Here is a 23,676-nt window from a genome sequence, read left to right on the forward strand (position 1 = left end):
TTATTAATATATTACTAGAACAATTCAATATATTTAATAACTTACCGATAGATATTATGAAACAAAATATTAAAAAAAGAATGTGATTTTATGCTTAATATTAAAAAGATTGAAAAAACGAACTCTAATATTACAAAATACAAAAAGAAAAACACTATTTCTTATCAAGGAGCAACTAGTGTAGAAAAAGTTACGCCTATCAAACCTGCATTTAATAACAATAAAATGCCAAATAATGAATTGATTAATCAAATATATAGCAACTTTAAAAAACTAAAAAAAGAATATAAAGATTTTTTTAATAACGAACAAATTCTTGAGTCAAATATTAAAATGCTATTCGACAATAGTAACGAAGAAGAATTTATAAAAATATTATGTAGATTATTAAATACCTATAATGATTCAGTTGATTCTCTATATGCATTTGATAAAATTTTTGAAACTGAATATAATTTAACTATAAAAGAAATTGTATATAAATATGAAGATGATTTTATAAAATTATCAATTTTTATAGAACCAGATGCAAAACTAAGATACTATAAATCTAAACTAAAAAAAATATATACTACTAATAATAGCTTATTTAATTTTCTTTGCTTAGATAATAATAGCTTTTTTCAAAAACTTTATCTTGCTTTTTCAACCATAAAATCTGTTATACCACTTGATACAGATAATAAAATATTTGATAAAAACATCAATGGATTTCTAGTAGATGAAAAATGTTAAATGTTTTACTTAATTTTATACCCATATGATATAATGTAACAGTGATTAAGCAGAAACAATAAATAATTTTTCAAAAGGAGTTAATATGGGTAAAGTTAAAAGATTTAATTTATTCGAAATAAAACAAAATATAGATAAAGAAAGATATGAAAAAAATAAAAATAGGAAAGAAACTCTAGGCGAAAAGTTAGTTAAACTTTTTGTAGTATTAATTACATCATCAATGTTTTTATCTTTAACTTGGAGTTTTACACAGGGTTCACCCATTTTTTATGCACTTTTATTAATTAATATCTTAATATTTATATATGCAGTATATAAAATTCTTTTACCACCGAAAGCTAATCATAAATTAAAGTAAGACATAAATAAAACTCACAAATAATATTGATTTATTACTTGTGAGTTATTTTATTTCCATAAATTCTTTTTTAAAATCTATAGCATTAATTTCTCCACCTACCATAAGAATCATGGAAGAAATATATAACCAAATCATAAGAATTATAATTGCTGTTAAAGACCCATATATTAATGAAAAGTTATGAAAGTTAGTAGCAAATAATGAAAAACCTTTTGATATTATAAACCATCCTAATATTGCAAATATAGTCCCTGGCATAACACTTTTAAAAGTAACTTTTTTATTTGGAAGTAGTACATATAGTGAACTAATTACAAAGTTTATAGATACTATATAAAAAGACCATTTTATAATAACAAGCAAAAAATTTGGAATTTCAAGAATGCTTTCAAATATATCTAAAACACTTTTCCCTATGCTTGGAATTACAATTGCTATTACAAGGGAAATTGAAATCATCGCAGTATAAGCCATTCCTAGTAATTTAATCTTAATAAAACTTCTTGTTTCTTTAACATCATATGCAATATTAAGAGATCTCATCAAGGAATTTACACCCTTAGATGCTGACCAAAGTGCAAATATTATGGTTAGAGGCACAAGAGTAGTTGTATTTACTAGAAACAAATCACTTATGTAATTTCTAATAATTTCTGAAGCTTCTTTAGGTACAACATTAAAAATAAAATCTAATTTAAAATAATATTTCATTGATAATTTTCCAAACAATGAGATAATAACGATCAAAAACGGAAATATAGAAAGTGTAAAAAAATATGCCATTTGAGCGCTAAAAGCTGTAATATGGTGCTCTTTATACTTTTTACTTAGCGCTAAACTAAATTTAAATAACTTTTTAAAATAATCCATATAACCACCCAGTTTTTTAGCTTATTCTACTTTAATATAAAGTTTTTATTGAATTAATAACGTCTAGGTATTCATCTGGTGTAAGTGACTGAAAACCATCTGAAAGTGCATTTTCAGGCTTAAAATGTACTTCTATCATAAGTCCATCTGCACCAGATGCGATAGAAGCTCTTGACATTGGTTTTATAAGTGATTTTATACCCGTTCCGTGACTTGGATCAACTATTACTGGTAATCCCGTTTCTTGTTTCATAATCGGTACAGCCGAGATATCTAAAGTGTTTCTAGTATATGAATCAAAAGATCTTATACCTCTTTCACAAAGTATAATATTTTTATTTCCATATGCAGCTATATATTCAGCAGCGTATGCCCATTCTCTAATTGTTGCACTCATTCCTCTTTTTAATAAAACGGGTTTATTAACTCCACCTACAACTTTTAGTAAAGAGTAATTATACATATTTCTTGAACCAATTTGAATTATATCAGCATATTCAAGTATCATATCTAAACTTGTTTCATCCATAAGTTCTGTAACTATAGGAAGATTTGTAATTTCACTTGCTTCTTTTAAATATTTTAAACCTTCTTCACCAAGTCCTTGAAAATCATAAGGGCTTGTTCTAGGTTTAAAAGCACCTCCACGAAGTACATCACATCCTCTTTCCTTTAATTGAATTGCTGTCTCAATTACTTGTTCTCTGCTTTCTACAGAACAAGGTCCAGCAATAAAAATCGGCTTATTATTACCACCAATTTTCAAATCATTTACTTCTACTACTACCTTATCGCCCGTTAATATCTTTTTATATTTCATTTTTATTTCCTTTTTTATTTCTTGCAAAACAAGCTAATTTCAACACTTTAAGTGTCATTGATAAATCTTATTTATATCTTCTTTATCCAAATATTTATAAATCTCTTTTATATGTTTACCCGAGATAATTAACTCCGAATTAAGTTCAATAAGAGGAACAATTACAAAGGCTCTTTCAATCATTCTTGGGTGAGGTATTGTTAGTTTTTCTGAGGAATTAATGGTATCACCATAAAGTAAAATGTCAACATCTATTATTCTAGGTCCCCATCTGATAATTCTTTCCCTTTTAAGTTCTTTTTCAATACCTTGACAAACATCTAAAAGTTCATATGACGTTAAATCTGTTTCAATTTCAACTGCAATATTAACAAAAATATCTTGATCTAAATAGCCTACTGGATTAGTTTCATAAAATGACGATACCTTCATATTATTAATTTTTTTATTAGAGTTAAGTATATTTAAAGCGTCATGTAAATTTTTAAGCTTATCTCCTATATTACTTCCAAGACTCAAATATGCCCTTATCATTTTTTTCTCCTAATTTCTACTGCAAAATAGTCAAAAATGCCTTTAACTGGCGCTTCAGGTTTCTTTAGTCTAACAAGAACTTCTTTTGCTAAAGAATATCTACTAAGAATATTTGAAGCAATCCTCTCTGAAAGAGCCTCTATTAAATTAAATCTCTCGGATTCCACTAGATACTTTATATCATCATAAACATCAGCATAACTTATAGTATTTTCAACACTATCAGATTTACCTGCGCTTTCAAGATCTAGCATTATTTCTACATCCACTATAAATTTTTGACCAATTGTTTTTTCAGCTTCAAGAACTCCATGGTATCCGTAAAAATACATATTATGCATTATTATTTTATCCATTAAAATCACCCCTTAGAATTACATCTGCTACTCTAACTGCTCTTAAATTCTCCCTTATATCATGAACTCTTATAATTTCGGTTCCATTTACAATACCTATAACATTAGTTGCAATTGTCCCTTCAACTCTTTCATTTGGTGGCAAATCTAAAGTTTTACCAATAATTGATTTTCTTGAAGTTCCAAGTAATATAGGAAAACCTAGTGTATTTAACTCACTCAGCCTATTCATAACAATTAAATTTTGTTTATAAGTTTTACCAAAACCAATTCCTGGATCGAGTAAAATATTTTCTTTTTTAATTCCAGCTTTTTTGGCAATATCAAGTGATTTTACAAAGAAATCTTTCATAGATTCAATAATATCCTTATCATACTTTGTTCCTTCTTGATTATGCATAATACAAATCGGAACATCATATTTTGCAACCACATTAGCTAGTTTTTCGTCCCTTTGAAGTCCCCATACATCATTTATCATATGAGCGCCATTTTTAAGCGCTTCTAAAGCAACTTCTGATTTATATGTGTCTACTGATATAGGCACATTTAGATTATCCACCAATTTTTTTAATGTTGGAATTACTCTAGAAAGTTCTTCCTTAGCATCAACTATTTTGCTACCTGGCCTAGTAGATTCTCCACCTATATCTATAATATCTGCACCATCTTCAATCATTTTTTTTGCATGCCTAAGAGCAATTTCCCCGTCAGTAAATTTTCCACCATCCGAGAAAGAATCTGGAGTTACATTTAATATACCCATAATAAAAGTTCTTTCACCAATATTTAAATTATGTTCTTTTAATTTTAAAGTATAATTATTATAGTTCTTTTTTATAATCTTATCCATTTTTCCTCCGAATCACAATTTACCTCCATATAAAACTTCATTTATATTAACATTGAAATTAATTTTTTGAAGGAATCAAAATATACTATCTTCCAAATTCTATCAATGATAAGGCTTCTGCTCTCGATTTAGCTTCAGTTTTCATAATGCCGCGAACCGCAGAAGTAATTGTTTTAGAACCTGGTTTTTTTATGCCACGCATAGTCATACACATATGTTCAGCTTCTATAACAACAATAACACCGTAGGGATTAAGTTTTTCCATAATTATATCTGCTACCGTAGTAGTAATTCTTTCTTGTAGTTGCGGTCTTTTAGCTACAGTATCTACAACTCTAGCTAATTTACTTAAGCCAGTTAACTTGCCACCTCTTGGAATATAACCAATATGAGCTTTTCCAAAAAACGGAACTAAATGATGCTCACACATAGAGTAAAAAGGAATATCTTTTACAATAACTAATTCTTCATGCTTTTCATCTTGGAAAAAAACTTCTAAATGCTTACTAGGGTCTTCCTTAAGTCCTGCAAAAATTTCATTATACATTCTTGCAATCCTGTCAGGTGTACCAACAAGACCTTCTCTATCTGGATCTTCTCCAATAGCAGCAAGTAATTCTCTAACAGCACTTTCAATTCTTTTATTATCCATAATCTTACCTCATCTTTCTTTTATAAATATTTTAACTTTTAGTTTAGACTTATACACTCCAAACAAAAATTTTAGTTCATTTGTCAATAGGATATAGACCTTTTTTCCAAAACTTAAGGTAACCACCATATTCTTTTAATATAGTTTGAAAAAAATCATCTAAATATTCAATCTTTATCAATATATTTCCTTCTTTTAAAACCAATTCAACTTTTTCAAATAACTTTTCATCTATTTTTTTTAATTCATTATATAACTTTTTATCACTTGGAATATTTTTACTATTAAGTTCGAAAATATACTTAATTGCTCTATATAAATACACATTAATTAGAAATTCTTTTTCAAATACATCAGCTTTTCTGCCGTATAATATAGATATAAATTCATGTAATTTATATCTAATATAGTCTACATCACATTCTTTTATATTATAAGAAACTATTTTTAAATTTTCTATTTTTTCATATAAAAAATCAAATAAGCTAGATTTTTTTGAGAAAATCAACTTATTTCTTAAGCAGATATTAATCCAAAGAGAATTATTCTCACTTAACCTATTCATTATATCACTATAATTAATAAATGAAACATCAAAATTAATATTATTTTTAACGATTATTTCTCTTTCAAATTCACGATTATCCTTATAAACCGCTAGAATATCAACATCATTTGTCTTTGTTAAATCCATACATACAGAGTATTTTCCAACGAAAAATAATGCTAATAAATTACTATCAATTTTTAGATTATCAATTACTTTTTCAACCGTTTTCTCCATTATATCTCCATATAGTTGTTAAATATACTCATAATTTTATTTGTTATTCTAAATTTTTTTATATTAAAATTATAATTATCTACTCTAGCAATCGGCATTACTTCAAGTAGAGAGTTAGTAATAAATATTTCATCAGCATTTACTAATTCATAAAATCCAAAGTCTTTTTCAATTACTTGAACATCAAATTTATTAGATGATTTAATTATATTTTTTCTTATTACACCATTTAAAATTCCAGAACTAAGAGGAGGTGTTATTACTAATCCATTCTTCACAATAAATATATTTGATAAAGTTCCCTCAGAAATATTACCCTTTGAATTAGTATAAATGCTTTCGTCATATCCACTTAAAAGAGCATCTCTTTTTTCAATTATATTTTCCATATAATTAAGTGTCTTATGATAGGCTAAAATAGATTTTTCATTTTTACTAAATTTTGATACTCTTATTTTAAAACCTATATCATATTTCTCTTTAATATAAGTTCTGTTATTATATTTAATTATCCAGTCAAATTCATTATTATTTTTAAACAAAATTATTTTCAGTGCGCCAAATTCTAATTCGTTTTTTTTTGTAAAGACCTCTGCATCATTTTTAATCCTATCTATATCTAGCTTTAAATGAGAAAAAACTACTTTAGATGAATCAAATAATCTATTTAAATGCTCATCAATATATTCTAAATTACCCTTAAAAATTTTAATAGTTTCAAATAGACCATATCCAAAATTCAAAAAATCTGATTCTAATTTAATATCTTTTTCTATTAAATTTATATCATTTTTTATATTTAAATTACTCATTTAATGCCTCCATCAAAGCTTTGGCCTTATCAAGCGACTCTTGATACTCCATTTTTTCAATTGAACCCCAAGTAATTCCACCACCTACTTGAAAATATGCTTTATCGTCCTTTGTAACAATTGTTCTTATAACAATATTTAAGTCCGTCTCTCCATTAAATCCAATATATCCAATTGAACCTGTATAAATATTTCTACTTGTCGGTTCAAGTTCATCTATAATTTCCATTGATCTAATTTTAGGTGCTCCCGTTATTGATCCACCTGGAAAAGTATATTTTAAACAATCAATTGGTGTTAAATTGTCCTTTACCAAAGCTCGAACAGTAGCTACAAGGTGAAATACAGTTGCGTATTCTTCAACTTTAAATAACTCTGGTACTTTTACACTTCCAGTTTTTGCAACTCTACTTAAATCATTCCTCTCTAAATCAACTATCATAAGTAATTCTGCTTTATCTTTTTCACTATTTATAAGTATATTTCTATTTTTTTCATCTTCTTTTTTATTTTTTCCTCTTGGCATAGTACCTTTTATCGGTCTAGTTTCAATCATGCCTTCGCGTATACTAATAAATCTTTCCGGAGAACTTGATATAATTTTACCTTCTTCAAAATCAAAATAACATGCAAATGGTGCTGGATTTTTCTCCCTTAATTTTTTATAAAGTTCAATTGGTTCATCTCTTAGCACTGTTGTGAATCTTTGTGTCATATTTGCCTGATAAATATCGCCCATACGAATATATTCCCTAATACTTTTAATTGCATTTATATATTCTTCTTTTGTAAAATTAGAATTAAAAATAGCCTTATCTCTATGCTTTTTAGGATTTATACTAATAGGATTTTCTTCAAAATCTTTTATTCTTTTTTCAATCCATTTAACTCTGTCATTTTCGCCTTCATTTATACCAGCATCTGTAATATAAGTTTTTTTCTTTATATGGTCAATTACAATACCACCATCATAAAAACCAAAAATCAAATCTGGTGTATTTGTGTCATCAATAGCTCTTCTAGGAAGTTTTTCAAGGTGATGACATAAATCATAAGAAAAGAAACCTACTCCTCCGCCTATAAATGGTAAATCTATTTCATAATTTTTGTAATACTTTTTATATAAAGTATTTAATTCATCAAAAGGATTTCCTGAAATATGTTCATTTTTTAAGCTATCTTCTATGCATATAGCCTTATCTTTACTTTTAAAAATCAGAAATGGATTGCAACTAATAAATGAGTACCTTCCTAATTCATTTATTAATGAACTATCTAAAAAATAAGGATACTTTTCATCTTTAAAAGCGCTAAACAACTCAAAAGAGGTTAAATCTGTACTTATTTCTTTAATTATCATTTTGCACCACCCAATTTTTTTACCTTATTAAATTCCCTTGCTTCAATTAAAAAATTATTTAGAAGTTCAAGCCCTTGTTCTGTTAGTATTGCTTCTGGATGAAATTGAACTCCCTCTATTAAATATTCTTTATGCCTTATCCCCATAATCTGACCATCACTAAGTCTTGCGGTAACCTCCAAACTTTCAGGAACATTTTCACTATCAATAACTAGCGAATGATATCTAGTCACTTTTAAAGGATTATTTAAACCTTTAAATACACCTTTTCCGTCATGAGTAATTTCAAATACTCTTCCGTGTACAGGTTCAATTGCTTTTATTATATTTGCTCCAAATTCTTGACCTATTGCCTGATGTCCCAAACATATACCTAGAATCGGATATTCACCTTTTAATTCACGTATAATATCTAAGCTTATACCCGACTCCATCGGAGTACATGGCCCAGGAGAAAGTACTATCATTTCAGGGTCTAGTTTTCTTATTTTATCAATAGTAAGTTCATCGTTTCTTATAACTTTTACTTCTTCTTTTAACATCATTAAGTACTGGACTAAATTATAAACAAAAGAATCATAATTATCTATCATTAATATCAAAGAAACACCTCTTTCAATTTTTTTAATATATATCATTATATTACACAGAAATTTAAGTATTACTTCATTTATTTCACTATTTACTGTGATTATACATTTATTCTTTATAAATAGTCAACAATAAATATTACAATTATCTAGCTATGAATATATTTCTATTATATACTATCTATAGATTATTCTAAAAAGGAAGTGATGCTTTGAACACTTTTATTACACTAGATGAAAAAATATTTAATGGAATTGAATTTTCAAATTTCCTGAGTATTTTTGACTTAAGAATCATTAAAGGCTTTGAAATTGCACCTCATAATTCTTTGCTTGAAGAAAAAAAATATTTATCCTTAGCAAAAAAAATATATACTAATAAACAAAATATCAACTTTCACGTACCAAATTTTCTTAAAAGCTATAATTTTGAACTATGTGATTTTATAAAAGACACAACTATTAAAGATAACTATAAAACCTTATTTAAACTCATTTACAATATGATAGAAAGCTCAAACAAAGTACCTACACTTACTTTTCATGGTGCTAAAAGCATTGTAGAAAGTGAACAAGGTCATTTAAAAGATGATACATATTTTTTTATTGACTGGGCTCTAAATTACTTTGAAAAAAATAAAATTAAAATTGATTTATCTTTTGAATTAACAAGTAAAAAAGACATTTCTTTTGGATCAAATAGAGAAGATATTCTTAGTACAATAAATGATTTTGATACTTCAAGTTTTGGAATTTGCTGGGATTTGACTCATGATTATTTAAATAACTATGATACATATCTAAATCCAAGCAAAAATTTCGTTGAAAAAATAAATAATGTCCATATACATGGTTTTGGAAAAGCACCTGACTCTGAAATAAAAACTAAACATATTCCACTTAATAAAAGCGAAATTAACTTTGATTCTCAAATAAAACTATTAAAAGATTACAATTATAGTAATGCCATTTGCAATGAGCTACTTTATGGTAAAACAAATAACTTTATTGAAGATAATTTAAAAGATATTGCTTTAATTAATAAACTTCTAAGATAGTAAGTATCTTGTAATATAAATTAAAGCTATATTTTCTAATCAATATAAGGAAAAAGGAGTGACTCTCAAATGAAATTCACTCCTTTTCTGATTGCTATAATTTAACTTCCAATATTTTTATTTATTTTCTAAGCGTTCCATAACCACCGTAAATTGGTTTAGTATCTGATACCGTTATAACCGAATTTTCCTGAAATTCTTTAACTTCTTCTATTAATTTTAAAACTTTCTTTCTAGCAATATACATAACTAATATATTTCGTCTAAAATTCTTACCATTACCTTCAAGTACTGTAACTGCAAATCCTTTATCTCTAATATAATCAACTAATTCTTTTCCATCTTCTTCCTTAACTATTACTTCAACTTTACTAAGTCCAAGTCCAATTTTTGCTTCAACAATACTTCCAAAATAATTACCTAGAGCAAAGCCTAAAGCATATGCAATTACTTTAAACGGATCTGACATAACATCTTTTAATACAGAACCTGCAACGTATATCCATATAATAACTTCAAAGAAACCTATAATAGCTCCTAATTTTTTTTCTCCTTTTGTAATAAACATAATTCTAACAGTTGTAAGAGACACTTCAAATATTTTTGCAAAAACTATAAATACGTAAAGCCAAATTCCCATATTTACCTCCTTTTAATAAGAAACATCATCAACTTCGTTGTTTCTTTTTTCTCCTTTAATTTCTATTATTAACTTATGCGGAAGACATGCTATAATATCTCCAACTTTGTCTTTTTTTCCTTCAAGTACATCTATTTGATTAAAACAATCAGCTTCTATAACCTGGACTGAATCATTTTCAATCACAATTACATTTTTACCATATTTATTGTCAACAACAATTGTTTTTTTCGTTTTTTGCGGTAAATCTATTTTCATATATTCCTTATTATCAATTTTAATTTCAACATATTTTTTATTGTACTCACCATTTGGAATTATTAGAAAAAATGCAAAACCGATGCTAATAACTATATATATAACAATTAAAAAATAATCTAATTTTTTCATACTTACCCTCCGGCGAACAACATTCTAACATTAAATTTACAAATTAACAATAATAATATTAAAAAATAATTATTTATTTATATTTTTAATATATCATTTATTTTACCTTTAATCATAACATTTTATGTAGTAGTATTTAAGTAAGACTATTTTTATAAAATAAGACAAAATAGTTTTAGCCAGCTTAAACTATCTATAAGGAAAATGGTGATATGAAAAAAATTCGTATAATTATATTAATGTTAACAATAATTATTTTTGCTACTTCTTGCACGTCTAATCCAAAAGATAACTATATTACTCGCTCAAACTTGGAACTTGACACTTTAGTAACTATTACAGTATATAACACAAATGATCAAACTATTCTTGATGACATTTTTAATATACTTTCTGATATTACAAAAAAATTTAGTACTGATTTAAATGATAGCGAGATAAGTAAAATCAATTCATTAGATAAAGATATACCGCTTAAAATATCAGATGAAATGAATACAGTTATTGAGAGAGGCTTATATTACAGCAAACTTTCAAATGGATTATTTGATATTAGTATCGAACCTCTTGTTAAACTTTGGGGAATTGGAAGTGAACATTACAAAGTTCCCAGTCAAAGTGAAATAAAAAAAGCTCTATCTAATATTGATTTTAACAATATTGAACTTAAAAAAAATATTATAACTAAAAAGGATACTTCTACTAAAATTGATTTAGGCGGAATCGCCAAAGGATATGCAGCTGATGAAATTGTAAAATACCTTAAAGAAAAAGGCTATACAAAAGCGATGATTAATTTAGGTGGAAATGTATATGCACTAGGTGAAAAAAGTGAAAACACACTTTGGAACATAGGCATACAAAATCCTTTTAAAGATACTGGAGAATATATTGGAATTGTTAGCGTTAAAGATAAAACTATTGTATCAAGCGGTATAAATCAACGTTTTTTTATAAAAGACGGAAAAAGATATCATCATATTCTTAGCCCTTTTGATGGATATCCAATTGATAATAATCTTATGAGTGTTGCAATAATTGGAGAAAGTTCTATTGATGCTGATGCTCTTTCAACTATAACTTTTGAATATGGATTAGAAAAAGGTCTTGATTTTATAAATAATCTAGAAAATACTGAAGCTATTTTTATAACAAAAAATAAAGAAGTATACTTAACTACTAATTTATATAATAATCATAAATTTACATTAACTGATTCAACTTATAAAATAATGAATAAATAATATTGATTTTATTTTTAACAATCACAATTAGTAAATTAAAACACAGTATAAAGACTTTTTATAATCTTTATAACTGTGTTTTTATCGTTTACATTTCTAAATATTATTTTTCAAAGATAAGATAATCTTAAAAAGAGCACCATAGTTAATATTGTTAATTGCCTTAATTTCCCCATTATGTCTTTCTATAATAACCTTAGTAAGGGCAAGTCCAATGCCTGAACCACCTTTTTCTCCTTTATAAAATCTATCAAAAACATTCTTTTCTTCCCCTATTTTAAATCCAAGTCCATCATCTAGTATATCTATATAACAAAATTCTCCTGATATATTCACATTTATATCAATCTTAGTTCTTGCATATCTAGCGCAATTGCCAATAATATTGATAAAGGCTCTTGTTAGTTTATCTCTATCAAATTCTCCGCTACTTCCTTTTTCGCAGTTAAAATTGACAACTATATCATTTTTATCAAGGACTGGTTGAACGCTATTTAATGAATCTGCTAAAATATCATATATATCTTCTTTTTTATAGGTAAATATTTCACTTACATCATCTAATTTCGTCATCATTATCATTTCTTCAACAATTTTCTTTAATCTTTGACTTTCACTAATAATAATATCAAGTGACTCTTCTTTTTCTTTATCTTTAACAACACCATCTTTTATAGCCTCCGCATACCCTTGTATAGACATAAGTGGAGTCTTAAGTTCATGAGAAGCATTTTGAAAAAACGATTTTTGATTTTGGGAAAAAGAGTTAATTTTATTTGTTAATTCGATAAAGGCATTATAAAGATCTTCAATTTCGTCTCCAGTATTTATGGTTTGATCAATTTTATTGCTTATTTTATACTTAGATATTATATTTTTTAATTTTGATATCGGTTTACCTATTTTATTTTGCATAAAAACACTAAGAAGTATTGAAAAAATAGAACTTATACCTAATGCTATAATCAGAATTCTTCTTGCACTTTTATTTATGGCTTTTACATCTTCAATTTTTGCAATTACAATTACGTAACCAATTATTTTTTCATTATTTGTAACTTTCCTTGCTTCATAAACAATATCTCCGCTTCGCCCAGATGTTTTTGTAACAAGTTTTCGAATTTTATTATCAGGAACATTACCTAGTTTGAAAATATTATCTTTATTCACATTGTAAATGTAAATTTGAGAATCGATTCCAAATCCGCCTACTCTTAAACGAGTCTGATTATAATCCTCTCTAGAAATTTTAAAGCTAGGATCTTTATCATATTTTATTAGTAATGGTTTTACAACTTTTGTTATTTTATCAACTTTTAAGCTAATCTCTTTTTTAGTACTATCTAATATATATGATTCTGAAATTTTACTAAAAGAAATTCCAATTATCACAAAAGTAATAAGAATAACTATAATATAAGATAAAAATATCTTTTTACCTATTTTCCCTTTATTATTTTTATTTTTTTTCAATTTTATACCCATATCCCCACACCGTTTTTATTTCAACAATAGATCCAAATAGTTTTATTTTTTTTCTAATTCTTTTTACAAGATCATCAATAACTCTTGTTTCTCCTAAAAAATCATATCCCCAAATTTTTTCTATCATAGTTTCTCTTTCAAAAGGAATACCAGCGTTCACCAATAAAAACTCAAATAATTCATATTCTTTTGTTGTCAATTCAATAAAATTCTCATTAATTTTTACTATGCGTTTTTTTCTATCAAGCCTAATATCTTCAAATTCAATAGTACTGTCCGTGGTCATATTTTTACCTTTATCTATCCTTCTAAATATATTTTTAATCCTTGCTACAAGTTCTCTAGGACTAAAGGGCTTTGATAGATAGTCATCTCCTCCAATTTCGAGTCCTATCACTCTATCGAATTCATCGTCCCTAGCTGTTACAAAGATAATTGGTATTTCGCTATTTTTTCTAATTTTTTTTGTTAAATCAAGTCCATTTATCCCTGGCATATTTATATCTAGAACAATTAAATCTGGTTTGAGTCTAAAAATTTCTTCTTCAACTGTATTCCCATTTGAAAAAGTAGTAGTCTTATAACCTTCTTTTATTAAATATTTATTAATTAGTTCCCTAATGTTTTTTTCATCGTCTACAACAAATATATGTTTCATATACACTCCTAAAAATTTTAATAAATTAGAGTAATAATCCTTTTAATTTTACATAGTTCTATGAAACACTATCAGGAATAAATCCTTTAAATTGCGCGTTAAAAAGCTTTGAATATAAGCCATTCGAAGATAGAAGTCCACTATGATTTCCTCTTTCAATAATTCCTGTATCTGCTAGAACAAGTATCTCGTCAGCGCTCATTATTGTAGATAATCTATGTGCAATTATTATAGTTGTCCTTCCTTTTGATAGTTTTTCAATCGAATCTTGTATTATGATTTCGTTTTGATTGTCTAACGATGAAGTTGCCTCATCTAAAATTAATATAGGTGGATTTTTTATAAATACTCTTGCTATTGCAATTCTTTGCTTTTGTCCGCCTGATAATTTTATTCCTCTTTCTCCAACGATTGTATCGTATTTGTATTCAAGCGTCTCTATAAATTCATGTATATTTGCGTTCTTTGCAGCCTCTATTACTTCTTCTTCACTTGCACTTGGCTTACCATAAATAATGTTTTCTCTTATTGTTCCATAAAAAATAAAAACATCTTGCTGAACTATTCCAATATTATTTCTTAGATTAAATAATTTAATGTTTTTTATATCCATATTATCTATATAAATAGTACCTTCATTTACATCATAGTATCTAGGTATTAGATTTGATATTGTAGTTTTACCTACTCCTGACGGACCTACAAGTGCTATCGTTTTACCTTTTTCTATTTCTAAATTAAATTTGGTTAATACATATTTTTTATCATTATCATTATATTTAAAAGAAATATTGTCAATTTTAATATCTCCCTTTAAAGTGTCCACTTCAATTGCATCGTCATTATCAATTGTTTCAGTTTCAAGATCCATAATTTCTATAAATCTTTCAAATCCTGCCATTCCTGATTGATACTGCTGAGTAAATTGAATTAGTCTTCTTATAGGTCTTATAAAAAATGAAGTGTAAAGCAAATATGCAACTAAATCTCCATAATTAATTATTCCTTTATAAACAAAAATTCCTCCAACAGAAATTACAATAACGCTAAGTAAATCAGCTAAAAAATGTGTACCAGAAGAAAAAATACCCATTGCTCTATAAGCGTTATTTTTAGAATTTTTATATTCAGTATTAAATTCATCGAATCTATCAATTTCATAATCTCTATTTGCGAAAGATTTAGAAATTCTAATACCTGAAATAGAATTTTCTATTTTTGAGTTAATTTCTGCATTCTTCTTTCTAACATTTCTAAAAGCATATGTCATGCTTTTTCTTCTAGTAATTGTATAAATAATCAAAACAATTACTACTGAGAAAATAATTAACGTAAGTTCAATATTTATTGACATAAGGATAAAAAAAGATCCAAAAATCATAAGAAGCGAAATAAATAAATCTTCGGGTCCGTGATGTGCAAGTTCAGATACTTCATTTAAATCACCAGTTAATCTTGCCATAATTTGACCTGTTTTATTTTCATCAAAATAGTTAAAGGGTAAATTTTGAATATGCGAAAACAAATCTTTTCTTACGTCATATTCCATTCTTGAACCAAGTACATGTCCCCAATAAGCCATAATGTAATATAAACCTAGCCTTATAATATATAAGCCCACAATTATTGCAGTTAAAACTAAAATTCCATTTACGTTTTTATTTGGAATATAGTCATTTATTATTTCTCTTGAAAACATTGGAAATAATAAATCAATTCCAGCCACTGAAATTGCTGCAACCATATCAACAATAAATAAAAACATATGATTTTTATAATATTTTGCAAACCTTTTAATTTTATTCAAAAAAACCCCCTGAGATATGTAAATAAAGAATAATCAACGTTATAAATGAATTTCTAAAATTCAGAGGGAGTTTTTACTCCCACTGAATTTTAGAAAACATAATCCAGGGCCTTTTTAGAGTTCTTTATCCCTCACTTTTTTAAAAAGTGGGGGTATTAGAACTCTAAGGCATCGGATAAAATTACATACTTATATTTTAACATAATGAATATAATATTACAGCCTACATACGAACAAAAAAAAATTAACCAAACTTAGTTTTTAAGTTATAATGTATTTAAAGATTAAATTAAAATTTTTCTTAAATGAAAACACTAAATGATAAGGAGCAAACTAATGATAAATATAGATTTACTAAAAACTAGTATAAAATTATCAAAAACTAACTCTAAAGATTATAAAGAATATTCAATTGTAGTACCGGTAGTTTTACTTAACAATGAACTACATTTACTATATGAAGTACGAAGTGAAAATTTAAGAAGTCAACCTGGAGAAATATGCTTTCCTGGTGGAAAAATAGAAAAAAATGAGCTTAAATTAGATGCGGGTCTCAGAGAATTATATGAAGAAATAGGAATAGCAAAAGAAGATGTTGAAATAATTGGAGAAATACAAAAAATCATAACGCCATTTAATATTATTATCAATTGTTATATTGGTTTTGTAAAAGATTTTTCTATAGATAATTTAGTTTTAAATAAAGATGAAGTTAAAGAAGTTTTTTTAGCTTCGTTAGATGAACTTTTAAAAATCAAACCCAAACAATACACCTTAAAATCAAGTTTTGATTTATCAGATGAATTTCCTTATGAGCTTATTAGTAACGGAAAGGAATATAACTGGAGACAAGGTGAATATGCTGTTGTATTCTATGATTATAAGGGCAGAAATATATGGGGTATCACTGCAAGAATCACAAAAAATTTACTTGAAATATTAAAATAATACTTTACTTTCAAACTAAAAACTATTTTTAATTTATTTTTTTAATAATTTTATTATAATTAAACAAAATAAAAAAACCTAATCAATTAATCTTTACACCAATCGATTAGGTTTTCATTCGCAATATGAGCATGACATAAGTTTTCTATATTCAGTTTTTCGTGTCAGCTCTTTTTCGATATCACATTCCTCCTACAACTTACATTAATACATAATAAAAATCGTTTATTAAGTTATATTTGTTACTAGGAATATCTTTGCAAGACTCACCTTGCATCTACATCCTCATATTGCATCTATGTTAACCCTTCATATGAAAGGCAAACCCACTAACTTCTTGTTAGTATTATTATGTTACCCCAAAATATTAATTCTAAACAATTATTTTTTTTGAATTATTTTCAATATAATATTTTGCTATATTTTTTATTGAATACGAACAATCATCAATATACAAATCCATTGTTTGAATAGTATTATTTATCCTATAAATAAATCTAATTTTATAATTATTTAATCTGTAAATTTTAAATTTATCGATCTTATGATTATTTAAAAATTTACTATTGATCATTGTCCTCAGTGAATCAATAAGAAAAATATCTACTACATGTTTATCAAAAATCATATCTTTAAGTTCATCTTTAAGTTCAAGATTCAAGTGCTCAGCATTTTCAAGCTCAATTTTCATTTTTACAGTCTCAATAATATACCCAAGTATAGAAGTAATTAACAAAGCAAAAAGTATAATTAGCATAAAACTCACTCCTTTATGATTAATTTTATTTGTTATGTATATGACTTATTGCTTAACAATCAGCATATAGGGTATAATATATATATACTTTTTATATCTAATTTATATCCAAAATAACTAGATTTAAACTTTTATTTTACTATTAAAATAATTTATCAGATTGGAGGAAATATGACAATAGCGGCATTTTATGATATTGATGGTACACTTTATAGAGATTCACTTATGATAGAACATTTTAAAAAATTACTAAAATATGAAGTTATTGATCCCGCACTTTGGCATAATCATGTAAAACATACTCATAGAGATTGGCTTGAAAGAATCGGAGAATATGACGATTACATGATAGAACTTGCAAATATTTATATAGAAGCTCTAAAAGGATTAAATAAAGAAAAAATTGATTTTATAGCAGATCAAGTTATCAAGTTAAAAGGTGACATTGTTTATACATATACTAGAGATAGAATCTACTGGCATAAATTAAATGGTCATAAAGTTATATTTGTATCTGGAAGCCCTGAACATTTAGTTGAAAAACTCGCAGAAAAATATGGAATTGAAGACTACGTTGGAACTAAGTATCTTGTAGATTCTGAGTCAAAATTCACAGGAGAAGTTGTCCCTATGTGGGACTCTGAACATAAAAATAAAGCTATAAAAAATTTCGTTGATAAATATTCAATTGATTTAAACAAAAGCTATGCTTATGGTGATACAAACGGTGATTTTTCAATGCTTTCTCAAGTTGGAAATCCTTATGCTATTAACCCAACCAAAGAATTATTTAATAATATTAAATATGATCCTGATTTAAGCAAAAAAATTTCTATTATTGTAGAGAGAAAAGATATTGTATATAAATTAGACACTAATGTTAACACTCTTTAGACAATTTTTAATTTAATATTTTTTTGTTTTACTATACTCTATTCAAGGTAAAAAATATACTTTATATTAATACTATTAAACACAAAATAAATGAATTTCTTGGATTCAGAGGGAGTTTCTACTCCCACTGAATCTTAGAAAACATAATCCAGGGCCTTTTTAGAGTTCTTTATCCCCCACTTTTTTAAGAAGTGGGGGGGATATTAGAACTCTAAGGCATCGGATAAAAGGTGGTGAAAAAATGGAACTTAAAACCGCATTAATTACTGGAATGCTTATTGATATAGATTTTTTTGAGGATGGAAAAAATAGTAAGTTTAAAACTATTGTCGATAGACAAGTAATTAACGGTACCTTTACTGTTTTTACACCCATGCATAAAGGAAAATACTATGTGCCAAGAATAAGCGACAAAGTAAAAATCACTTTTTTATTTAATGATACTGAAAAAGACTTTAAAAAGCCATATTCATTCACTGCTAGTATCATAGACAGAAAAAAATCTAAAAAATCTTCCTATTTAGTACTTAAAGTAATTTCAAAAGTTACTAATGCTCAAAGAAGACAATCCTTTCGATTATCTGTGGTAAATAGCATTGAATTTGAGCACAATATAAAAAAAGGTGAACTTCTTACAAAAGATATTAGTTCAACTGGAATGAAATGTATTCTACCTTACCAGATAAAAGCAAAAGAAGAAATGAAAATATTTTTTCCTTATAAAAACACCATAATTGAAATTTACGCACATGTAGTAGATTCTTTTCAAATTAAAGATAGTATTAGTAAATATGAAGCAAGATTAAAATTTATCGACACAAACGAAGCTACAATTTCGAAAATTTCAAATTTCTTACTTAGTAAACAAGCTGAAGAAATAAGAAGTAATCTAGATAGCAAGGGCTACAGTGAACTTTATAAATTATTGAATTTTGAAGACGAGAAAAGAAGAGAAGACGATATAAATATTAGAATGGTCAACTATTTAGCATTTTTTTCATGGTTTATTTTCTTTATAATTCTTTTATTCTTTTTTAAAGCAAGACCTAAAATTCCATATGGTGTTCAATTATTTTTCAATATGTACTATGGTAGTGTATGGAATCTTACCTCATTAAATATTGCACTTGTTTTATCAATACTACAATTTTCTCTTACAGCATATGGTTTATCAATTAATTCAACAAGAATGAAAAGAGCAAGTGATAGATATAGTATTAGCCTAATAATAAATTTGATTTTATCAATTGTTTTTTTTATTATATATTCAGTTATTATCCGTATAATTCAATAAAACGCCTTACTATTTTTAACTAAAGTCAAATTAACTAACAGAAAAAAATCATGCATTTGATAGAATTATTTCTTCAAATGCATGATTTTTATTAATTAAATTTTTTTAATTTACATATTCATTTATTGTTTTAAACTTCTTTTTTATATTCTCAAGGTACCATGTTTTATATGTTCCTTTGTCAACTCTTACACTGCCTTGATTATAAGCAAGCGTAGCAAGATCTAAATTACCTTTATAATGTTCTAAATCGTTTTTTAAATACTTAACACCGGAATCTATACTTATAGCTGGATTATGGAGTTCTTCTTTTGTAATATCCATTGTTCTAGCGGTCGCTATAAGCATTTGCATTAATCCTACAGCATTTTTGTACACACAATCTTTATCATAATTACTTTCAAGCCACATCATAGACATAATCCAGTGAACATCAATTCCATAATCATTATTTGCCTTATATATTAATTCCAAAATATTTTTAGCCTCATCATATGAAAGATTTTTATTGATTTTCCTCATAAATTCTATTTCTTTTTCCTTTGAATCATCTTTTATAATTTTTTTATCAAGCTTTTCATAATTTTTTGTATATATTTTAAGACCATACACATTATCCCAAGATGAAGTCCATCCAAATTTTTTAATATTATCATAAATAAGTGGAATATAAATAAGATTATTTATAAGTAAATTAGGATAATCATTAGAGTTTATTTTTTCATCTTTGATTTCAACATTAAATTTTGATTTCCTTATATCTAAAATATTATTACATGAAAATTTTTTTATATCTATAACATTTGAAGAATCAAGTGATAATGTTTTTTTCTCATTATTCCATTTAAGACTTAAACCAAAAGATTTTGATGAATTATAGCTTAGTGGTAGATATATAATATTTTTATATGAAACCAAGGGAAAATCTAAATTGTTATTATTAACTAAATTATCATCAATATAGAAAGAAATTCCTGAGCTTTTTACTTTAAAATCAGAAGAATTTTCAGCAAATACTGTGTGATTATATATAAAACTTAAAAGAACTAACATGATTACAACTAATTTTTTCAACATTTTTAACTCCTAAATAGAATCTTTAAGGCAAAGTAATATTAACAAATTTCATAAAAATACTTGCTATTTTTTCATAAATAAATTAAATTAAATATAATTACTATTTATTTTATCATAGATAGTAATTAATGTAGAGATAAAAAAAAGATAATCCTACATACAACAAATATAATGGAAGAAAGAGTGTGATAAAATGAATACTAAAAATTTACCAAAAATTGAACTGCACTGTCATATTGACGGTAGCATAAGACCAAGTACCATATTTGAACTATTACAAAAAGAAAATATAAAAGTCGCGGCAAATACTTTAAATGAATTTAATAGGTATGTTAGAGCGCCAAAGAAATGTTCATCTTTAATTGAATACTTAGATAGATTCGAATATCCAAATCTAGTTATGCAATCAAAAGAGAACCTTGAAAGAATCACATTTGAAGTAATGGAAGACGCTGCAAAAGAAAATGTAAAATACATCGAACTTAGGTTTGCACCCCTTCTTCACTTAAAAAAAGGTCTTACTTTTGATGAAGTTATTGAAAGTGTTCTACTTGGAATAAAAAAAGCTCAAGCAAAATACGAGATATTTGGAAATTTGATTCTTTGTTTAATGAGACATGAAAGCATCGAAAATTCCCTATCAGTAGTAGAACAAGGAAGAAAATTTATTGAAAGGGGCGTTGTTGCTATAGATCTCGCTGGAAATGAGCATGATTTTCCACCAGAAATCCATAAAGAAGCTTTTGATAGAGCAAAAGAGTATGGTTACCATATAACAGTTCACGCAGGTGAAACTGGTAAATATGAAAACATAACAAAATCAATTGAACTACTTCACGCTGAGAGGATTGGTCATGGCGTTAATGCAAAAGATGATCTTAATACTCTTAACTCAGTTATTGATAATTCTATTGCACTTGAAATGTGTCCTACAAGCAATATTCAAACAAAAGCTGTTGACACCTATGAAAATCATCCATCTAAAATGTTTTTAGATAAAAAAGTACTAGTTACACTTAGCACTGATAATAGAACAGTTTCAAACGTTACACTAACAGATGAATTTAATACCCTTAGTAAATATTCAAACTATAGTAAAGCAGACTTTAAACAAGTATTTATTAATTCTAATAATGCTTCCTTTGCTTCAAGTGAAATTAAACTTAAACTTAAAAAATTTATAGATGATTATAAATAAGTTTAAGAGTTAAAGAAAATTATTAAAATATCTAAGCTTCAGTTTTGAATTTTACTCAAAGCTAATGCTTAGATATTTATTTATGTAACTTTATGTTTTTATATTTTTTTCAACTATATTTACTTCACTATCCTACATTTATTTCTCATAATCTAGTTGTAGACTTATTAACTTAAAGAGATTATAATTAATCTGATAAGAAGTATACTTAATACAATATTAATATATTTAGGAGGATTTTATGAACTATAAATTGCCAATTAGTGATAAACTTCATTGGATTGGAGTAAACGACAGAGAAACTCACCTATTTGAGAACTTTTGGCCTCTTGAAAAAGGTGTAACATACAATTCTTATTTAGTAAACGATGAAAAAATTGCACTTATTGATACCGTTAAGTTCAATAAAACTGATTTGTATCTAGAAAAAATAAAAGAAATTATCGGTGAAAAAGATGTTGATTTTTTAGTTATTAATCATATGGAACCAGATCACTCTGGATCTATTGCTGCAGTTATAAAAATGTGGCCCAATGTAAAAATAGTTGGAAACAAAAAAACTTTTGGCTTTTTAAAAGGGTTTTATGAAATCACAGATAATCTTTATGAAGTTAAAGAAGGCGACGAAATTAACTTAGGCTATCATAACCTTAAATTTTTTATAACTCCTATGGTCCACTGGCCTGAAACTATGATGACCTACGAAACTACAGATAAAATACTATTTTCAATGGACGCTTTTGGTGGTTTTGGTGCACTTGATGGTGGAATATTTGATTTTGAAGTTAATTTATCTTTCTATGAAGATGAAATAAGAAGATATTATTCAAATATTGTTGGAAAATACAGTCCAATTGTTCAAAGAACTCTTCAAAGATTCAAAGATGTTGAAATTTCTATGATTGCACCAACTCATGGAATTGTTTGGAAAGAATCTCCAAGTACTATTTTCAACTACTATGATAAATGGAGTAGATTTGAAGCAGAGGAAGGAGTAGTTATTGTTTATGGTACGATGTATGGAAACACTGCAAAAATGGCTGACTATCTTGCAAAAGAACTTTCAAGAAATGGAATAAAAAACATTAAAATTTTTGACGCAAGTAAAACTCACCTTTCTTATATTATTAGTGAATTATGGAAATATAAAGGTGTAATAATAGGTTCTGCTGCATACAATACTACTGTTTTTCCAGCTGTAGAGGCTGTACTTAGTAAAATCGAAAATAGTGGACTTAAAAATAGATATCTTGGCGTATTTGGCAATAAATCGTGGAGCGGCGGTGGAGTTAAAACTATTATGAATTTTGCCGAGAAAATCAAATGGGACTTTGTAGCCTCTCCTGTTGAAGCAACTTACTCACCAAAAGAAAAAGACTATAAAGAGCTTTCACTCCTTGCAAAAGAAATGGCTAATTTAGTTAAGAATAATCCTAAGTAAATAAAATCTGGCATACAAAAAACTATCAAATACATTTTTAAGGAGCTATTAATCG

General features: G+C 26.4%; 26 protein-coding genes. 9 read left to right on the forward strand and 17 right to left on the reverse strand.

Features of this window, described 5'->3' with window-relative positions:
* Positions 1 to 90: 90 nt before the first annotated feature.
* Both AACH12_RS10555 and AACH12_RS10560 read left to right on the forward strand, forming a co-directional pair.
* Positions 91 to 735 carry a hypothetical protein gene (locus AACH12_RS10555; RefSeq protein WP_338535379.1) on the forward strand — a complete coding sequence of 215 codons (645 nt, stop codon included), beginning with the start codon at positions 91 to 93 and terminating at the stop codon, positions 733 to 735.
* Positions 736 to 820: 85 nt separating this feature from the next.
* Complete coding sequence (locus tag AACH12_RS10560) at positions 821 to 1,096, forward strand: hypothetical protein (protein WP_338535380.1); 276 nt, start codon at positions 821 to 823, stop codon at positions 1,094 to 1,096.
* Between the two features lie 45 nt (positions 1,097 to 1,141).
* Here AACH12_RS10560 and AACH12_RS10565 read toward each other — a convergent pair whose 3' ends face one another.
* The 10 genes from AACH12_RS10565 to AACH12_RS10610 all read right to left on the reverse strand — a co-directional run bounded on the left by AACH12_RS10565 (position 1,142) and on the right by AACH12_RS10610 (position 8,742).
* Positions 1,142 to 1,969: a YihY/virulence factor BrkB family protein gene (locus tag AACH12_RS10565; protein WP_338535381.1), complete on the reverse strand. Its 828-nt coding sequence runs from the start codon at positions 1,967 to 1,969 to the stop codon at positions 1,142 to 1,144.
* A 31-nt stretch (positions 1,970 to 2,000) separates the two neighbouring features.
* Positions 2,001 to 2,816, reverse strand: a complete 816-nt coding sequence (aroF, locus tag AACH12_RS10570) for a 3-deoxy-7-phosphoheptulonate synthase (RefSeq protein ID WP_338535382.1) — start codon at positions 2,814 to 2,816, stop codon at positions 2,001 to 2,003.
* Between the two features lie 27 nt (positions 2,817 to 2,843).
* On the reverse strand, positions 2,844 to 3,323 hold the full coding sequence (gene folK / locus AACH12_RS10575) for a 2-amino-4-hydroxy-6-hydroxymethyldihydropteridine diphosphokinase (protein ID WP_338535383.1): 480 nt from the start codon (positions 3,321 to 3,323) through the stop codon (positions 2,844 to 2,846).
* The gene (folB, locus tag AACH12_RS10580) at positions 3,320 to 3,679 is read right to left on the reverse strand and encodes a dihydroneopterin aldolase (protein WP_338535384.1); all 360 of its coding nucleotides are present in this window, start codon (positions 3,677 to 3,679) and stop codon (positions 3,320 to 3,322) included. The genes folK and folB overlap by 4 nt, the downstream gene beginning before the upstream one ends.
* The gene (folP, locus tag AACH12_RS10585; RefSeq protein ID WP_463670987.1) at positions 3,672 to 4,532 is read right to left on the reverse strand and encodes a dihydropteroate synthase; all 861 of its coding nucleotides are present in this window, start codon (positions 4,530 to 4,532) and stop codon (positions 3,672 to 3,674) included. The genes folB and folP overlap by 8 nt, the downstream gene beginning before the upstream one ends.
* A gap of 85 nt (positions 4,533 to 4,617) precedes the next feature.
* Positions 4,618 to 5,184 (reverse strand): GTP cyclohydrolase I FolE, encoded by a 567-nt coding sequence (gene folE / locus AACH12_RS10590; RefSeq protein WP_338535385.1) that lies wholly within the window; start codon positions 5,182 to 5,184, stop codon positions 4,618 to 4,620.
* A 76-nt stretch (positions 5,185 to 5,260) separates the two neighbouring features.
* Positions 5,261 to 5,968: a hypothetical protein gene (locus AACH12_RS10595; protein WP_338535386.1), complete on the reverse strand. Its 708-nt coding sequence runs from the start codon at positions 5,966 to 5,968 to the stop codon at positions 5,261 to 5,263.
* On the reverse strand, positions 5,968 to 6,780 hold the full coding sequence (locus AACH12_RS10600; RefSeq protein WP_338535387.1) for an aminotransferase class IV: 813 nt from the start codon (positions 6,778 to 6,780) through the stop codon (positions 5,968 to 5,970). Before AACH12_RS10600 ends, AACH12_RS10595 begins: the two co-directional genes overlap by 1 nt.
* Positions 6,773 to 8,140 (reverse strand): aminodeoxychorismate synthase component I, encoded by a 1,368-nt coding sequence (gene pabB / locus AACH12_RS10605; RefSeq protein WP_338535388.1) that lies wholly within the window; start codon positions 8,138 to 8,140, stop codon positions 6,773 to 6,775. The genes AACH12_RS10600 and pabB overlap by 8 nt, the downstream gene beginning before the upstream one ends.
* Positions 8,137 to 8,742, reverse strand: a complete 606-nt coding sequence (locus tag AACH12_RS10610) for an anthranilate synthase component II (RefSeq protein ID WP_338537379.1) — start codon at positions 8,740 to 8,742, stop codon at positions 8,137 to 8,139. The genes pabB and AACH12_RS10610 overlap by 4 nt, the downstream gene beginning before the upstream one ends.
* 200 nt (positions 8,743 to 8,942) lie before the next feature.
* Here AACH12_RS10610 and AACH12_RS10615 point away from each other — a divergent pair, with 200 nt between their 5' ends.
* Complete coding sequence (locus tag AACH12_RS10615; protein WP_338535389.1) at positions 8,943 to 9,788, forward strand: TIM barrel protein; 846 nt, start codon at positions 8,943 to 8,945, stop codon at positions 9,786 to 9,788.
* A gap of 121 nt (positions 9,789 to 9,909) precedes the next feature.
* Here the strand turns inward: AACH12_RS10615 and AACH12_RS10620 are convergent, their stop codons facing one another.
* Positions 9,910 to 10,428, reverse strand: coding sequence for a DUF2179 domain-containing protein (locus AACH12_RS10620; protein ID WP_338535390.1), 519 nt, complete (start codon positions 10,426 to 10,428; stop codon positions 9,910 to 9,912).
* Between the two features lie 12 nt (positions 10,429 to 10,440).
* On the reverse strand, positions 10,441 to 10,818 hold the full coding sequence (locus tag AACH12_RS10625; RefSeq protein WP_338535391.1) for a NusG domain II-containing protein: 378 nt from the start codon (positions 10,816 to 10,818) through the stop codon (positions 10,441 to 10,443).
* A 239-nt stretch (positions 10,819 to 11,057) separates the two neighbouring features.
* Here AACH12_RS10625 and AACH12_RS10630 point away from each other — a divergent pair, with 239 nt between their 5' ends.
* Positions 11,058 to 12,062 (forward strand): FAD:protein FMN transferase, encoded by a 1,005-nt coding sequence (locus tag AACH12_RS10630; protein WP_338535392.1) that lies wholly within the window; start codon positions 11,058 to 11,060, stop codon positions 12,060 to 12,062.
* A 96-nt stretch (positions 12,063 to 12,158) separates the two neighbouring features.
* Here the strand turns inward: AACH12_RS10630 and AACH12_RS10635 are convergent, their stop codons facing one another.
* Genes AACH12_RS10635 through AACH12_RS10645 form a run of 3 tightly spaced genes read right to left on the reverse strand, consistent with a single transcriptional unit; the run spans position 12,159 to position 15,970 of the window.
* A complete protein-coding gene (locus AACH12_RS10635; RefSeq protein ID WP_338535393.1) occupies positions 12,159 to 13,547 on the reverse strand; it encodes a HAMP domain-containing sensor histidine kinase in 1,389 nt (462 codons plus the stop codon).
* A complete protein-coding gene (locus AACH12_RS10640; protein WP_338535394.1) occupies positions 13,522 to 14,205 on the reverse strand; it encodes a response regulator transcription factor in 684 nt (227 codons plus the stop codon). The genes AACH12_RS10635 and AACH12_RS10640 overlap by 26 nt, the downstream gene beginning before the upstream one ends.
* A 58-nt stretch (positions 14,206 to 14,263) precedes the next feature.
* Positions 14,264 to 15,970, reverse strand: a complete 1,707-nt coding sequence (locus AACH12_RS10645; RefSeq protein WP_338537380.1) for an ABC transporter ATP-binding protein — start codon at positions 15,968 to 15,970, stop codon at positions 14,264 to 14,266.
* Positions 15,971 to 16,348: 378 nt separating this feature from the next.
* Here AACH12_RS10645 and AACH12_RS10650 point away from each other — a divergent pair, with 378 nt between their 5' ends.
* On the forward strand, positions 16,349 to 16,960 hold the full coding sequence (locus AACH12_RS10650; RefSeq protein ID WP_338535395.1) for an NUDIX hydrolase: 612 nt from the start codon (positions 16,349 to 16,351) through the stop codon (positions 16,958 to 16,960).
* Between the two features lie 373 nt (positions 16,961 to 17,333).
* Here AACH12_RS10650 and AACH12_RS10655 read toward each other — a convergent pair whose 3' ends face one another.
* Positions 17,334 to 17,717: a hypothetical protein gene (locus AACH12_RS10655; protein ID WP_338535396.1), complete on the reverse strand. Its 384-nt coding sequence runs from the start codon at positions 17,715 to 17,717 to the stop codon at positions 17,334 to 17,336.
* Between the two features lie 171 nt (positions 17,718 to 17,888).
* Between AACH12_RS10655 and AACH12_RS10660 the strand changes: the two genes are divergently transcribed.
* Both AACH12_RS10660 and AACH12_RS10665 read left to right on the forward strand, forming a co-directional pair.
* Positions 17,889 to 18,611: an HAD family hydrolase gene (locus AACH12_RS10660; protein WP_338535397.1), complete on the forward strand. Its 723-nt coding sequence runs from the start codon at positions 17,889 to 17,891 to the stop codon at positions 18,609 to 18,611.
* A 241-nt stretch (positions 18,612 to 18,852) separates the two neighbouring features.
* A complete protein-coding gene (locus AACH12_RS10665; RefSeq protein WP_338535398.1) occupies positions 18,853 to 19,905 on the forward strand; it encodes a flagellar brake protein in 1,053 nt (350 codons plus the stop codon).
* A gap of 105 nt (positions 19,906 to 20,010) precedes the next feature.
* Here AACH12_RS10665 and AACH12_RS10670 read toward each other — a convergent pair whose 3' ends face one another.
* Entirely contained in the window at positions 20,011 to 20,982 is a 972-nt protein-coding gene (locus tag AACH12_RS10670; protein WP_338535399.1) for a lytic transglycosylase domain-containing protein, read from the reverse strand.
* A gap of 193 nt (positions 20,983 to 21,175) precedes the next feature.
* Between AACH12_RS10670 and add the strand changes: the two genes are divergently transcribed.
* Together add and AACH12_RS10680 are read left to right on the forward strand one after the other, a co-directional pair.
* Positions 21,176 to 22,180 (forward strand): adenosine deaminase, encoded by a 1,005-nt coding sequence (gene add, locus AACH12_RS10675; RefSeq protein WP_338535400.1) that lies wholly within the window; start codon positions 21,176 to 21,178, stop codon positions 22,178 to 22,180.
* Between the two features lie 241 nt (positions 22,181 to 22,421).
* Complete coding sequence (locus tag AACH12_RS10680) at positions 22,422 to 23,621, forward strand: FprA family A-type flavoprotein (protein WP_338535401.1); 1,200 nt, start codon at positions 22,422 to 22,424, stop codon at positions 23,619 to 23,621.
* Positions 23,622 to 23,676 lie beyond the last annotated feature (55 nt).

It is taken from the genome of Helicovermis profundi, assembly GCF_033097505.1.
GTDB lineage: Bacteria > Bacillota > Clostridia > Peptostreptococcales > Acidaminobacteraceae > Helicovermis > Helicovermis profundi.